Source organism: Pseudomonas khavaziana (assembly GCF_019145205.1).
Classification (GTDB): domain Bacteria; phylum Pseudomonadota; class Gammaproteobacteria; order Pseudomonadales; family Pseudomonadaceae; genus Aquipseudomonas; species Aquipseudomonas khavaziana.
In genome coordinates this window covers 118692-131807 of sequence record NZ_JAHSTT010000008.1, presented here as the reverse complement: position 1 = coordinate 131807, position 13116 = coordinate 118692, and the positions used below count along the sequence as shown (strand labels likewise).

Here is a 13116-nt window from a genome sequence, read left to right as displayed (position 1 = left end):
TTTCACCGCCCGCCAGCGAACGAGTGCCCATGCCTGCCGCCCCCTCCTCCCTGTCGATCACTTTGCAGATCGTCTCCATCGTCTTCTATACCTTCATTGCCTTTATCTGCATCGGCCTGCCGATAGCGGTAATTCCAGGCTATGTGCATGAACAACTGGGTTTCAGCGCGGTAGTGGCCGGTATCGCCATTGGCTCGCAATACCTGGCCACGCTGCTCAGCCGCCCGATGGCCGGACGGATGTCGGATAACGTCGGCACCAAGCGGGCGATTGTGCTGGGTTTGGCCGGCATCCTGATCAGCGGTGTGCTGACCTTTATCGCCACGCTGCTGGAAAGCCTGCCGAACTTGAGCCTGGGGATTCTGATCGTCGGCCGTTTGTTGTTGGGCGTGGCCCAGGGCCTGATCGGCGTGGGCACCATCAGCTGGTGCATGGGCGCGGTAGGCGTCGAACATACCGCGCGTTCGATTTCCTGGAATGGCATCGCCTCCTACGGCGCCATTGCCATTGGTGCGCCATTAGGCGTGGTGATGGTCGCGGAATATGGCTACATAAGCCTCGGTATTGCGCTGTCAGTGTTGGCGGCGTTGGGCCTGGTGCTGATCCGCAATAAGCCATCAGTGCCGGTGGTGCGCGGTGAGCGGCTGCCGTTCTGGGCGGTGTTCGGGCGAATCGCACCGTTCGGCACCAGCCTGTGCCTGGCCTCGATTGGCTATGGCACGCTGACAACCTTTATCACCCTGTATTACCTCAATCGTGGTTGGGCCGGTGCGGCGTACTGCCTGACGGTATTTGGCCTGTGTTTTATCCTGTCGCGCCTGATGTTTATCTCCGCCATCAGCCGCTTTGGCGGGTTCAACGCCGCCATCGGCTGCATGCTCATCGAAACCCTGGGCCTGACCCTGTTGTGGCTGGCGCCATCCACCGGCGCGGCCTTGATCGGCGCCGGCCTGACTGGCTTTGGCTTGTCGCTGGTGTACCCGGCGCTTGGGGTGGAGGCTATCAAGCAGGTGCCGGACAGCAGCCGCGGCGCAGGGTTGAGTGCCTATGCGGTGTTTTTCGACCTGGCCCTGGCGATTGCCGGACCGCTGATGGGCGCCGTGGCGTTGAACCTCGGCTACGGCTGGATCTTTTTCTGCGCGGCCTTGCTGTCGGTCAGCGCACTTGCCCTCACCGTACTGCTCAGGCGCCGCGCCTACTGATCAGCAGTCTGCAAGCCGGCGCGGGTCGCCTCGCCGAGGGTATGGCTGAAAAAGCGCCCGGCCTCGGAGACCATGTCGCGATGGATACCTTCCCGGTCAACCCCATCGGCATCGGTGCAGGTCGCCGGCATCGTCGCCAGTTGATCGCTGTCACACGGCGCCATGAACACAAAGTGCCCTGCCCCGGCCAACAGCTTGAAGTCCGGGGGCTGCGGCAGTTTACGCGCCAGGGCGGCGGCGTTTTTGTCCACCGCTACCAACTGGTCGCCGTCGCCACTGTAGAGCAGCACCGGTACGTGCACGTCCGCCAGGGTATGGCGGCCGAACATCAGGCTCAGCGGCGCCATCAGCATCAGGGCATGGATACGCGGGTCGGCCTGGGGCTGCAAGTCATCGCGGTCGACCACCAGCTCGCCGTTGGTGGTGCAGGCATCGCGGTCCTCGGGGCGTTGCTGGCAGTAGCGGCGCAGGCGCTCGAAATCAGGCTTGGCGCCCGCGAGGATCAGCGCCGTTTCACCCCCGGCTGAATAGCCGATGACGCCAATCTGATCGATATCGACAAAAGGCGACAGCAGCGGGTCGGCCAGCGCGGCGGTAATGGCCTGGGAAATCTGGATCGGCCGGCCATACAGGTTGCTCACGGTGCCCAGGCGGCTGTGATCCTTGTAGTTGTCGCCAGGGTGCAGCACGGCCACCACCACAAACCCCTTGCGCGCCAAGGACGTGGCCAGGTCGTGCAAGGCCAGGGGCGTACCGGTATTGCCGTGGGACAGCATCAGCATCGGGAAACGACCGATGGCGATCTTGGAATCTTCGCTGGCGGCAACTTGATAGGCGCCCAGTGGCGTGGTGCGCTCGGCCTCGGTGGAAGGGTAAAACGCGATGGCTTTCATCGGCTGCGAATCCAGCGGGTCGAGCACACTCATGCGATGAAAGCCCACGCTCCAATGGGGGTGCGGTGCCGGGGCGGCGTGCACTGTAACCAGGCCGCCGAGCAGGGAGAGAGCCAAAACAGCACAAAGACGCATCATGGGGACGTCCACCTTTGCTGCGCAAAAACCGGCATGGCGAATAAAAGCCCAGGGTATCGGAGCGATGGTTGCATAACCTGGGCCATAAACGAAAAAACTCCATACTCCGCTCGCGTTCAGGCGATCAGAATACAGAGTTTAGGCGCCCGGCTTCAGAATGAAACCGGGCAAGGTGCAATTTACACAAGCCTTACGCAGCGGCGAACAACTGCTGGTTGATGCGCGCGTTGGCATCACTCAACGCTTTGCTGCGCGCTTCATCACCGTAGGCCAGGCCTTCGGCGCGAACGATTTCGATATCGGTGATGCCGAGGAAACCAAACAGCAGTTTCAAGTAGCCTTCATGGGCTGCGCCCGAGGCCTGGTCCGCATGCAGACCGCCGGCAGTGGAGACAATAATGACTTTCTTGTTGCCGCACAGGCCTTCCGGGCCGGCTTCGGTGTAGCGGAAGGTCTGGCCGGCGACCGCGATGCGATCGATCCAGGCTTTCAACTGGGTAGGAATAGTGAAGTTGTACATCGGCGCACCCACGACCACGGCATCGGCAGCCAGGAATTCAGCCAGCGACGTTGCACTCAGTTGAGCCTCATGTTTTTGTTCCGCATCGCGCAGTTCAGCAGCCGTGCCCAATGCGCCCAGGGTAGCGCCGGAGAAGTGATTGATGCCTTCGCTGGCCAGGTCACGGTAAGTCACTTCCACGCCCGGTTCAGCCGCTTGCCACGCCTTGACCACGCCGGCGCTGAGCTGGCGGGAAGCGGAGTTGTCGCCGAGGATGCTGGAATCGATATGCAGTAGTTTCATGGTGGATCTCCGAGGTGGGATCGACAGTGGCGATCAGATGGGGGTGATGCTACGCATGAAACCAATAGTCGATAAGCCAGCTAAAATGCGATAGTTTGTCCCACTGACAGGACAATAGGCCCAGCATGCAAGACCTCAACGACCTCTACTATTTCGCCAAAGTCGTCGAAGCCGGCGGTTTCGCTGCGGCCGGGCGGCTACTCGGGATTCCCAAGTCCAGGCTGTCACGGCGCATCGCCGAGCTGGAAGAACGCCTGGGCGCACGCCTGTTGCAACGCACCACCCGACAACTGACCCTGACCGCCGTCGGCGAGCGTTACTTGCGCCATTGCCAGGCCATGTTGCTGGAAGCGGAGATGGCCGATGAGGCCGTGGCGAGCATGTCCAGCGAGCCCCGTGGGCGCCTGCGGGTCAGTTGCCCGGTGGGCCTGGCCCAGCACATCCTGCCGGAACTGGTGGCCGGATTTCTTGCTGCGCATCCGTTGGTGCAGTTGGATATGACCCTGGTCAACCGCCGCGTCGACCTGGTGGCCGAAGGCATTGACGTGGCCCTGCGCGTGCGCGAACTGGGCGATGAAGATCCGCTGCTGGTGACCAAGCGCTTGCGCCAGGCCCAGACCGTGCTGGTCGCCAGCCCGGCGCTGATGCGTGAGCGGCAGGTACATACCCTCGACGACCTCAGACAACTGCCCGTACTCGGCGCACTTGAAGCGGACCGCATGGTGCATCAGCGGATTATCGACCCCCAGGGTACCCCCCACGACCTGGTGATGGAGGCCCGGCTGGGCATTGAAGACTTTATCGTACGCAAGGCCAGCGCCATTATGGGGCTGGGCTTCACGGTGCTGCCGATGATGTATTGCGAGGAAGAACTGGCCAGTGGCCACCTGGTGCAATTGCTGCCGCAATGGTCATTGCCGGGCGGCTGGTTGCAGGCCGTGTACCCGCATCGGCGTGGCGTGCTGCCGGCCATCCGCGCCTGGATCGACTACCTGGAAGAAGGCTTCAAAGGCTGTGGAGGCCGTTTGCTATGAGCCTGAGCGAAGCACAAGTCGCCGCGTTCTGCCTGGGCCTGCCTGGTGCCCGGGAAGACTATAAATGGGGCGGCGTGCGCGTGTTCTCGATTGCCGGCAACAAGATGTTCGCCCTGCAGAACCTGCGTGGTGAATCGCTGGCATTCAAAGTGGACAAGGACCTGTTCCTGGGCCACGTCGACCGCCCGGGCATCCACCCGGCGCCGTATCTGGCCCGGGCACAGTGGATCATCATGAACACGCCCTACCCGCTGGGCGCAGAGGAGCTGCGTAGCCTATTGCAGCGCTCCCACCAATTGGTGGTGAGCAAGCTGCCCAAGCGCACCCAGGTTGGGCTCAGGCTAGATGTCTGATTGGGCGACGACGCATGGTGTGAACGGCAGCGCCCGCTCAATGACCCGCGCCGCTGCTAACGCCAGGTGCTCATGCCACGGCCGAGCGACGATCTGCACGCCCAACGGCAGGCCCGCAGCATCCGTTCCCGCACGCAGCACTACACAGGGCCAGCCGGCCAGGCTGTAGGGCAAGGTATGGTTGAACAGCCCTGGCCGGAGCTCTTCCAGGCGTGGCGCCGCGGCAGCATCGACCGGGCACAGGATAAGGTCGTAGCTCGCCATGAACCCCAGCATGGCACTGCGAAACCGGTCCCAGTCTGAGAACAACTGGATGGACTGCGCGCCGGTTCCCGCGCTCATCGACCAATAGCGCTCGGTTATACCGCGAGCGCTACTCAGTGCCGAGGGAAAAGCCGCGTCAACCAACGCGCCTGCGCTTTCCAGGTGATCGGCGACGGCTTGCAGCATGGCCTCAGTGATCGAGTCAACGGGTTCAATGCCGCCGTCGCTGTACCACGCGACCCTCAACCCTCTGACGCCGTGAACAGGCGCATCGTGCAGCGGCATTGGAATCACCCCTGAATCGCGCCCATCCTCACCGGCAATCACCCGGAGCACCAGCGCCAGGTCGTCCACATGCCGGGCCATCGGGCCGATCTGGCTACGAGGGTCGCTCAAACCGCCTGGGTGATCAAAAACGCCGGTATTGGGAACTCGGCCGCTGGTGGGCTTCAACGTGCAGATACCGCAAAAATGCGCAGGCACTCGCAGGCTGCCGCCGGAATCACTGCCCAGCCCCAAGGGTGAGAGGCCTGCGGCAATCGCCGCCGCTTCGCCACCGCTGCTGCCGCCAGGGCCATGGGACAGCGCATGGGGATTGCGCGTCGCGCCGTAGACAGGGTTGTCGGTCACCCCACCGCCACCACCCGGCGGGCAGTTGCTCTTACCCAGCAGAATGCCACCGGCGGCCTTCATGCGTGTGACCACCATGGCGTCCTGCTTCGGCAGATAGTCGGCCCGATCAGTCAGACCCACTGCCGATATCACGCCCTGGGTATCGAACACATCCTTGACGGTAAATGGCACACCATGCAGCGGGCCCCGGCAGTTGCCTTGAGCCAGTGCACGATCCGCCGCCCAGGCATCGGCCAGCGCCGCCTGCGTGCGTACTTGCACCAGGGCGTTGATCGATGGATTGAGCGCTTCAATGCGGGCGAGATAGGCCGACACAACAGCCGTGGAGGTGAGCTTGCGTTGCTGGATCAGCGTCGCAAGCTCAGTCGCCGAGTGGCGTAGCAATGAATCAGAGCATGACATTCGTATTATCCCAATGCGTGCCAGTGCGATGAGCCGGCCCCTACAGAATCGATAGCAGCGTACCGCCCAGCACTAGCTGATCCAGCCAGAACACCTGGTGCAACACCACGATGACCCAGAACAGCACCTGATAGGACACCTTGCGCGTCTTGTGCCGGAACACCTGCTGGGCGATCAACGCACCCGGCCAACCGCCCGCCAGCTCGACGGCATGCAGGATGTTTTCCGGGGTACGCCAGCCTTCGGTCTGGGCCTTGCGCTTGTCGCTCCAGTACAGGAAAAACGCCACCACGCTGACCATGCCATACGCCGCCAACGGGATCACCGTCTCGCCGCGATACCACAGCAATGCCGAGCCCAACAGCGGTGCGGCGCACAGCAGCACAAAAATAGATGCTTTAAGGCGTGGGTGCTGGATGCTCATGGCTTGACCGCTGTCCAGTCGATCCAGCCGAACTGCCAGGTCGCCAGGATCACCAGGCCAAAGGCGATCCGGTACCAGGCAAACGCCGCGTAGCTGTGGCTGGCGATGAATTTGAGCAACGCCTTGACCGCGATCATCGCGAAGATGAACGAGGTGACAAAGCCAATGGCGAATACCGGCAGGTCGGCCGGCTGGAACAGGTCACGGTACTTGTAGCCCGAGTACACCGCCGCACCGACCATGGTCGGCATGGCCAGGAAGAATGAAAACTCGGTGGCGGTCTTGCGCGACAGGCCGAACAGCAGGCCGCCGATAATCGTCGCACCGGAGCGCGAAGTACCCGGGATCATCGCCAGGCACTGGGCCAGGCCCACCTTGAGGGCGTCTTTCCAGGTAATGTCATCCACGGTTTCAGCGCGCACCGCGTGCTGGCGGCGCTCGGCCCACAACATGATCACGCCACCCACCACCAGGGCGGTGGCGACGGTGATCGGGTTGAACAGGTAGTGCTTGATCAGGTCGGCAAAAATCACACCCAGTACCACCGCCGGCAACACGGCGATGATCAGGTTGACGGTGAAGCGCCGGGCCTTGGGTTGGGTCGGCAGGCCGGTGACCACGTCGAGGATCTTGCGGCGAAACTCCCAGACCACGGCGAGGATCGCACCGAGCTGGATGATGATATTGAAGGCTTCGAAACGTTCGCCGCCGAAATTGATCAGGTCGGCAACGATGATCTGGTGGCCGGTGCTGGAGATCGGCAGGAACTCCGTCAGCCCCTCGACGATGCCGAGAATCAATGCCTGTATGGCGGTCCAAAAATCCATGCTGTCTCCAAAGGTCACGCGCGTGGCATGCCTCTTAAGTTTTTTTAAAGTTCACTGACGACGAGCGCACTCAAGCGCCCGCAGTTGATTCTCAACGCCGGTCTGCAAAAATTCCGTGAAAAATCAGGCAGTACTCAGGTTTTCCGATTCCGGGCCGAAAGCCTATCAGACACGCCGGAAATCTCGAAGCAGCACCACAATTATAAAGAGCATGGAGTGACAGGACGATGAACAGTTTGCGCAGCATGTCGATCAGCCGCCGCCTTTGGCTGATCCTGATAGTCGCCGTGTTGATGCTGTTGGCCTTGGGGCTGCTGATGCTCAACCAGATCCGTGGCGACCTTTACCAGGCCAAGCGCCAACAGACCCAGCATGTGGTGCAGACCGCCAGCGGCGTGCTCAGCTATTACCAGAACCTGGAAAAGACCGGCGTACTGACCCGTGATGCCGCGCAGCAGCAAGCCCTCAGCGCAGTGCGCGGGCTGCGCTATGACCACGATGATTACTTCTGGATCAACGACCTCACCCCCGTGATGATCATGCACGCGGCCAACCCCAAGCTCGATGGCCAGAACCTCTCGGCGATTCGCGACCCGGACGGCTTTGCCGTATTCAACGAGTTCGTGAGCCTGGCCAAGGCCAAGGGCGCCGGTATCGTCAACTACCGCTGGCCGAAGCCTGGGGCCGAAGCACCGGTGGAGAAAACTTCGTATATCCAGCTGTTCGAACCCTGGGGCTGGATTATCGGCTCCGGCGTCTATGTGGATGATGTGCAGGCCGAATTCAACGCTCAGGTGTGGAAAGCCTCGTTCATCGTGCTGGGCATCGTGCTGGTCATGGGGCTGCTGGTATCACTGATTGCCCGCAGTATCGTGCAGCCGTTGCAGGCGGCGGTGAACGCCATGGGCAATATCGCCAGCGGCGAAAGCGACCTGACCCGCAGCCTCGACACCCACGGCAGCGACGAGCTCACCCAACTGGCCCGGCATTTCAACAGCTTCACCGCCAAGTTGCGCCAGGTGGTCGGCCAATTGCAGGTATGCGCGACCGCCCTGGGCCAGTCGTCCACGGAGCTCGGCCACAACGCCAGCCAGGCCCACGACCGCAGCCAGCAGCAATCGCAGCAGATGGAGCTGGTGGCTACCGCTATCAATGAAGTCACCTACGGCGTGCAGGACGTGGCGAAGAATGCCGAACATGCCGCCAGCGAAATGCGCGATGCCCAAGCCCAGGCGCAACAGGGCCAGGTCAACATCGACGGCAGTTTGCAACAGATCGACCAGCTCTCCAGTACCATCAGCCAGGCCGTAGAGGTGATTCGCACGCTCTCCAGCGAAAGCACCCAGATTGGCGGCGTCCTCGAAGTGATCCGCTCCATCGCCGACCAGACCAACCTGCTCGCCCTGAACGCCGCCATTGAAGCCGCCCGCGCCGGCGAACAGGGCCGTGGGTTTGCGGTGGTCGCCGATGAGGTGCGCCTGCTGGCCCAGCGCACGCAGAAATCCACCGCCGAAATCCAGGCAATGATCGAGCGCCTGCAAGGTCACTCGGAAGCGGCGGTCAAGGTCATCAGCGACAGCCACAGCGCCTCGCAACTGACCATCGAGCAGGCCGGCCAGGCGGGGGCCAGCCTCACCGCCATCGGCCAGGCGCTGCACAACCTCAACGGTTTGAACGCCTCGATTGCCAGCGCCACCCTGCAACAGGCCCATGTGGTCGAAGATATCAACCAGAACGTCACCCAGGCCGCAGGGTTGTCCCACAGCACGGCGCTGGCGGCGGAACAATCCAGCGTGGCGAGTGGGCAGTTGCGTGGGCTGAGTGAGCAGCTTGATGGTTTGCTGCGCCAATTCCGAATCTAGCGCCGGCAACTGTGGGAGGGGCGGTGCGATGTATGTCCATTGCACGCAAGTTTGAAGATCGCTGACCTCTAGGTACAATCACCGCCCTCTCCCACTTCCCAAGGATCCACCATGTCCGGGCTTGAACTGTTCGCCGCCGCCCTGGGGGTGATCGCTGTCTGGCTGACGGTCAAGCAGAACCCCTGGTGCTGGCCCATCGGCCTGGTGATGGTGCTGCTCTACACTTGGGTATTCTTCGAGGTAAAACTTTACTCCGACATGCTGCTGCAGGTGGTCTACGCCGCGTTGCAGGTCTATGGCTGGTGGCAGTGGACCCGCGCCGGCGAGGTCAAGCAGGGCCGCCAGGTCACCCGCCTGAGGATGCCTGCGATCATGGCCAGCCTGGCCGTGGGCGCCGCTGGCAGTCTGTTGCTCGGCGCCGCCATGGCCCACTGGACCGACGCCGCCCAGCCATGGCTTGATGCGGCCCTTACCGGTTTCAGCCTGGTGGCGCAGATTTGGATGGCGCAAAAGCGCGTGCAGTGCTGGCCGTTGTGGATTGTGGTGGATGTAATATTCGTCGGCCTGTTCCTCTACAAAGGCTTGTACCTCACCGCCGCGCTCTACGGGCTGTTCACCGCCATCGCTGTGCAAGGCTGGCGTGAATGGCGCGCCGACCCGGCGTTGCAGCCATGAAGGTGGTGGTGCTGGCAGGCCCGGAATCCAGTGGTAAAAGCTGGCTGGCCGCCGAGTTGCACGCGCACTTCGGCGGGTTGATGGTCGGCGAGTACGTGCGCTATTTCATTGATCACCATCAGCGTGACACCTGCCTGGCGGATATCCCGGCGATCGCCCGTGGCCAGCTGGAATGGGAAGACGCTGCCCGCGCCGAGCGCCCTGGCCTGCTGGTGCTCGACACACACCTGCTGGCCAACAAACTGTGGAGCCAGACCCTGTTCGGCGACTATCCCGGCTGGCTCGACAGCGAACTGCTGGCACGGCATTACGACCTGCACCTGCTGCTCTCTCCCGAGGATGTGCAATGGAGCGCCGACGGCCAGCGCTGCCAGCCGGAACTTGAGGACCGCCGCGCATTTTTTCAGGCGACCCTGGACTGGATGCAGCAGCATCGGCAGCCGATGCTGGTGATTCGCGGAAGCTGGCAAGACCGCCGCACGGCGGCATTTGCTGCGGTAGAGCGACTGCTCGCCCAACCCGTGTAGCAACGCACCGCCACCGGCACCGACCGTCGGGTCAACGCAGTCCATCGCTGTGACCGCCAGTCAACCTTTCAAAGGAGACTGGCCTATGAATATGCGCATCGTTGCCCGCCTGATCAATTTGCCCGAGAACCGTGGCGTTCGCGTCGAAACGGCGGCGCACCCGCTGTTACTGGTACGCAGTGGAGGCCAGGTACGCGCCTTCCAGGCCGATTGCCCCCATGCCGGCGCGCCACTGGAAGAAGGCGTTATCTGCCAAGGCCGCATCGTCTGCCCCTGGCACAAGGCAACCTTTGCCGTGGCCAATGGGGCGGTGCTCGAACCGCCAGCCTTGGTGGCGCTCAAGCAATACCCGGTGCAGGTTCGCGATGGTGTGGTCAGTGTCGGTGACGCGCCGGTTGACCCTGCACCCACGGCCGTGGTCGATGACTCGCGTTGCTTCGCGGTGATCGGCGCGGGTGCGGCCGGTACCGCAGCGGTCGCCACCTTGCGCCGCGAGGGTTTTACTGGGCGCCTGCTGTGGATCGACCGCGAATCGGCGCCGGCCTACGACCGCACCGCCTTGAGCAAATTCGTGATCGCAGGGCAAATGGCGCCGCAGGATACGCCCCCCCTGCTGGAAGACGCGCCCTTCGAAACCCTCGGTATCCAAGGTAAGGTGCAACGCCTGGATGCCGTTGCCAAGCGCATCGAGCTGGCCGACGGCCGCCACTTCGACTACGACGCCGCGCTGCTTGCCACCGGCGGCCAGCCGCAGTCACTGGATATTCCCGGCGCCGTATTGAGCAACGTATTCGTGCTACGCAGCCGCGAAGATACCGCACGCATCGACGCGGCCGCAGAGTCGGCAGCCTGCGCAGTGATCATCGGCGACAGCTTTATCGGCCTGGAAGCCGCATCGGCCCTGCGCCAGCGCGGCTTGGTGGTGCAAGTGGTCAGCCGCCATGACATTCCACTTGCCGCGCAATTGGGCCGGCGCATCGGCGCCGCCCTGCGACAGTTGCATGAAGACAATGGCGTAATCTTCCACAGCAATACCGAGCCGGTAAGCCTGGACGGCCACGGCGCTGTCGGTACGGTACTGCTGAAAAACGGCAAACGACTGGCGGCCGACCTGGTGGTGATCGGCGTCGGCGTAACGCCTGCCACGGGTTTTATCGAGGGTGTCAGTAAAGCCGAAGACCAATCGCTCCTGGCCGATCACAACCTGCAAGCCGCCCCTGGGTTATGGGCGGCCGGCGATAACCTGACCTTCCCTTGGAACCACCAGCCAACGCGCATCGAACACTGGCGCCTGGCCCAACAGCTGGGGGTGCTGGCGGCACGCAACATGCTCGGCGGCGCCCAGACCTATGCCGACGTGCCCTTCTTCTGGACCTACCACTTTGGCAAGACGTTCGAGGTGCTCGGCCATGCACAGCACTGGAACCGCCTGCACATCGAGGGCGACTTGCAGCGACATCACTTCATTGCCCTGCTCTGCCATGACGATCAGGTGGAAGCGGTGGTCGCCTGCGAATACCCGCAGGCGATGGCACGCCTGTCCCAGCGCATGCAGCATCCGCTGAACAAGACCGAAGCCCTTGGGTTCATTCGCGAAGGTTAGCGCTTTTTGCGCGTACTCAACTGAATCCACGTCGGCGCATGGTCGCTGGCGTGGGCCTCGTTGCGTACCCAGGCATCGACGCCCGCGTCTTTCAAGTACGGCTTGAGCGCGGGGTTGAGCAACAGGTGGTCGATGCGCAGGCCGGAATTTTTCTGCCAGTGCTGGCGGAAGTAATCCCAGAAGGTGTAGACGCGCTCTTCGGGATACAGGTGGCGCAAGGAATCGGTCCAGCCCTGCTCCAGCAATCGCTGGTAGCAGGCGCGGCTCTCGGGCTGCAACAAGGCATCCTTGAGCCAGGACCGCGGGTTGTAGATGTCCAGGTCGGTGGGCACCACATTGAAATCCCCCGCAAGCAGCACTGGGTGCTCACTGGCTTGCAGGGCCTTGGCATAGTCGATCAGGCGTTCGAACCAGGCCAGTTTGTAGTCGAATTTCGGCCCCGGTTGCGGGTTGCCATTGGGCAAGTACAGGCAGCCGACCAGCACGCCATGCACCGCCGCTTCGAGATAGCGGCTCTGGGTGTCGCTGTCATCGCCGGGCAAACCACGCCGGCTTTCCAAGGGCTGCGCATCCCGCGCCAGGATCGCCACGCCATTCCACGACGCCTGGCCCAGGCAGATCGAGCCGTAGCCGGCGGTTTCGAACTCGGCATAGGGGAACAGGCTTTGCGGCGCCTTGAGTTCCTGCAGGCAGACGATGTCCGGTTGCTCGCGCTGCAACCATTGCAACAGGTTAGGCAGGCGCGCGCGGATACCGTTGATGTTGAAGGTGGCGATTTTCAGCGCTTTCATCGGCTTGGTTCCTCTTCCAGGGCTCTTGGGGTAGAGCCTGGAAGGGTCCCGGATGTTCCTTTAATACCCCAAGGACAAGCCCGTATTACGCCGTGGGTCGTTCGCCCCATAGAAGCGGTTGTTGCCCACCGGCTTGCCATCCAGGGACGGCGCCCCCACCAGGATCGCCGCCAGGTGATTGGCATCCTGGGGGCCGGCAAACTTGTGGCCCCAGCTTTCGAGGATTTTCTGGGTGTCTGGGCTGACGGCGAAGGTCTCCAGGTTGGTGGTGTCAGGCATCCATTGCTGGTGGAAGCGCGGTGCATCCACGGCTTCCTGGATGTTCATCTTGTAGTCGATGACATTCAGTATTGTCAGCAAGGTAGCGGTAATGATGCGGCTACCCCCCGGCGTACCGACCACCATCACCGCCTTGCCATCCTTGGTGACGATGGTCGGGCTCATCGACGACAGCGGCGCCTTGCCCGGTGCGATGGCGTTGGCCTCACCCTGGACCAGCCCATACATGTTCGGCACGCCGACCTTGACGGTGAAGTCATCCATTTCATCGTTGAGGATCACCCCGGTCTTGCTCGCCATCACCCCGGCGCCGAACCAGTCGTTGAGGGTGTAGGTCACCGAAACCGCGTTGCCCCAATAATTTAGTACACGATGTAACAGTGTTACTAGAGGGAGAGCCCCTAACC

The 13116-nt window shown here is 62.5% G+C and carries 13 protein-coding genes and 1 pseudogene; 7 read left to right on the top strand and 7 right to left on the bottom strand.

Features of this window, described 5'->3' with window-relative positions:
• Positions 1-29: 29 nt before the first annotated feature.
• Entirely contained in the window at positions 30-1202 is a 1173-nt protein-coding gene (locus KVH01_RS19740) for an MFS transporter (RefSeq protein WP_217882558.1), read from the top strand.
• On the opposite strand, the gene KVH01_RS19735 is transcribed toward KVH01_RS19740, so the two are convergent.
• On the bottom strand, positions 1196-2233 hold the full coding sequence (locus tag KVH01_RS19735) for an alpha/beta hydrolase family protein (protein WP_217882557.1): 1038 nt from the start codon (positions 2231-2233) through the stop codon (positions 1196-1198). The genes KVH01_RS19740 and KVH01_RS19735 overlap by 7 nt on opposite strands.
• Before the next feature lie 190 nt (positions 2234-2423).
• On the bottom strand, positions 2424-3035 hold the full coding sequence (locus tag KVH01_RS19730) for an FMN-dependent NADH-azoreductase (RefSeq protein WP_217882556.1): 612 nt from the start codon (positions 3033-3035) through the stop codon (positions 2424-2426).
• Positions 3036-3160: 125 nt separating this feature from the next.
• Between KVH01_RS19730 and KVH01_RS19725 the strand changes: the two genes are divergently transcribed.
• Both KVH01_RS19725 and KVH01_RS19720 read left to right on the top strand, forming a co-directional pair.
• A complete protein-coding gene (locus KVH01_RS19725) occupies positions 3161-4069 on the top strand; it encodes a LysR substrate-binding domain-containing protein (RefSeq protein WP_217882555.1) in 909 nt (302 codons plus the stop codon).
• Positions 4066-4422, top strand: a complete 357-nt coding sequence (locus tag KVH01_RS19720; protein ID WP_043049855.1) for an MmcQ/YjbR family DNA-binding protein — start codon at positions 4066-4068, stop codon at positions 4420-4422. Before KVH01_RS19725 ends, KVH01_RS19720 begins: the two co-directional genes overlap by 4 nt.
• Here the strand turns inward: KVH01_RS19720 and KVH01_RS19715 are convergent.
• From KVH01_RS19715 to KVH01_RS19705, 3 genes are read right to left on the bottom strand one after another with little or no spacing between them, the layout of a single operon-like run.
• Entirely contained in the window at positions 4411-5721 is a 1311-nt protein-coding gene (locus tag KVH01_RS19715) for an amidase (RefSeq protein WP_217882554.1), read from the bottom strand. The genes KVH01_RS19720 and KVH01_RS19715 overlap by 12 nt on opposite strands.
• 40 nt (positions 5722-5761) lie before the next feature.
• Positions 5762-6145 (bottom strand): DUF1294 domain-containing protein, encoded by a 384-nt coding sequence (locus tag KVH01_RS19710; RefSeq protein WP_217882553.1) that lies wholly within the window; start codon positions 6143-6145, stop codon positions 5762-5764.
• Positions 6142-6972, bottom strand: a complete 831-nt coding sequence (locus KVH01_RS19705; protein WP_217882552.1) for an undecaprenyl-diphosphate phosphatase — start codon at positions 6970-6972, stop codon at positions 6142-6144. The genes KVH01_RS19710 and KVH01_RS19705 overlap by 4 nt, the downstream gene beginning before the upstream one ends.
• A gap of 227 nt (positions 6973-7199) precedes the next feature.
• Between KVH01_RS19705 and KVH01_RS19700 the strand changes: the two genes are divergently transcribed.
• From KVH01_RS19700 to KVH01_RS19685, 4 genes are all read left to right on the top strand, one after another.
• Entirely contained in the window at positions 7200-8834 is a 1635-nt protein-coding gene (locus KVH01_RS19700) for a methyl-accepting chemotaxis protein (RefSeq protein ID WP_056845878.1), read from the top strand.
• A 111-nt stretch (positions 8835-8945) separates the two neighbouring features.
• Positions 8946-9509, top strand: a complete 564-nt coding sequence (pnuC, locus tag KVH01_RS19695; RefSeq protein ID WP_217882551.1) for a nicotinamide riboside transporter PnuC — start codon at positions 8946-8948, stop codon at positions 9507-9509.
• Positions 9506-10036 (top strand): AAA family ATPase, encoded by a 531-nt coding sequence (locus KVH01_RS19690; RefSeq protein WP_217882695.1) that lies wholly within the window; start codon positions 9506-9508, stop codon positions 10034-10036. The genes pnuC and KVH01_RS19690 overlap by 4 nt, the downstream gene beginning before the upstream one ends.
• Positions 10037-10121: 85 nt before the next feature.
• Complete coding sequence (locus KVH01_RS19685) at positions 10122-11639, top strand: FAD-dependent oxidoreductase (protein ID WP_217882550.1); 1518 nt, start codon at positions 10122-10124, stop codon at positions 11637-11639.
• Here KVH01_RS19685 and xth read toward each other — a convergent pair.
• Positions 11636-12430, bottom strand: coding sequence for an exodeoxyribonuclease III (gene xth, locus KVH01_RS19680; RefSeq protein WP_217882549.1), 795 nt, complete (start codon positions 12428-12430; stop codon positions 11636-11638). The genes KVH01_RS19685 and xth overlap by 4 nt on opposite strands.
• 60 nt (positions 12431-12490) lie before the next feature.
• Positions 12491-13069: pseudogene (locus tag KVH01_RS19675) on the bottom strand (gamma-glutamyltransferase); the annotation flags it as partial.
• Positions 13070-13116: the final 47 nt, after the last annotated feature.

Excerpts from the sequence above, each read along its gene's own strand:
- KVH01_RS19740 (WP_217882558.1), top strand. The coding sequence starts at position 30 with ATGCCTGCCGCCCCCTCCTCCCTGTCGATCACTTTGCAGATCGTCTCC.
- KVH01_RS19735 (WP_217882557.1), bottom strand. The coding sequence starts at position 2,233 with ATGATGCGTCTTTGTGCTGTTTTGGCTCTCTCCCTGCTCGGCGGCCTG.
- KVH01_RS19730 (WP_217882556.1), bottom strand. The coding sequence starts at position 3,035 with ATGAAACTACTGCATATCGATTCCAGCATCCTCGGCGACAACTCCGCT.
- KVH01_RS19725 (WP_217882555.1), top strand. The coding sequence starts at position 3,161 with ATGCAAGACCTCAACGACCTCTACTATTTCGCCAAAGTCGTCGAAGCC.
- KVH01_RS19720 (WP_043049855.1), top strand. The coding sequence starts at position 4,066 with ATGAGCCTGAGCGAAGCACAAGTCGCCGCGTTCTGCCTGGGCCTGCCT.
- KVH01_RS19715 (WP_217882554.1), bottom strand. The coding sequence starts at position 5,721 with ATGTCATGCTCTGATTCATTGCTACGCCACTCGGCGACTGAGCTTGCG.
- KVH01_RS19710 (WP_217882553.1), bottom strand. The coding sequence starts at position 6,145 with ATGAGCATCCAGCACCCACGCCTTAAAGCATCTATTTTTGTGCTGCTG.
- KVH01_RS19705 (WP_217882552.1), bottom strand. The coding sequence starts at position 6,972 with ATGGATTTTTGGACCGCCATACAGGCATTGATTCTCGGCATCGTCGAG.
- KVH01_RS19700 (WP_056845878.1), top strand. The coding sequence starts at position 7,200 with ATGAACAGTTTGCGCAGCATGTCGATCAGCCGCCGCCTTTGGCTGATC.
- pnuC (WP_217882551.1), top strand. The coding sequence starts at position 8,946 with ATGTCCGGGCTTGAACTGTTCGCCGCCGCCCTGGGGGTGATCGCTGTC.
- KVH01_RS19690 (WP_217882695.1), top strand. The coding sequence starts at position 9,506 with ATGAAGGTGGTGGTGCTGGCAGGCCCGGAATCCAGTGGTAAAAGCTGG.
- KVH01_RS19685 (WP_217882550.1), top strand. The coding sequence starts at position 10,122 with ATGAATATGCGCATCGTTGCCCGCCTGATCAATTTGCCCGAGAACCGT.
- xth (WP_217882549.1), bottom strand. The coding sequence starts at position 12,430 with ATGAAAGCGCTGAAAATCGCCACCTTCAACATCAACGGTATCCGCGCG.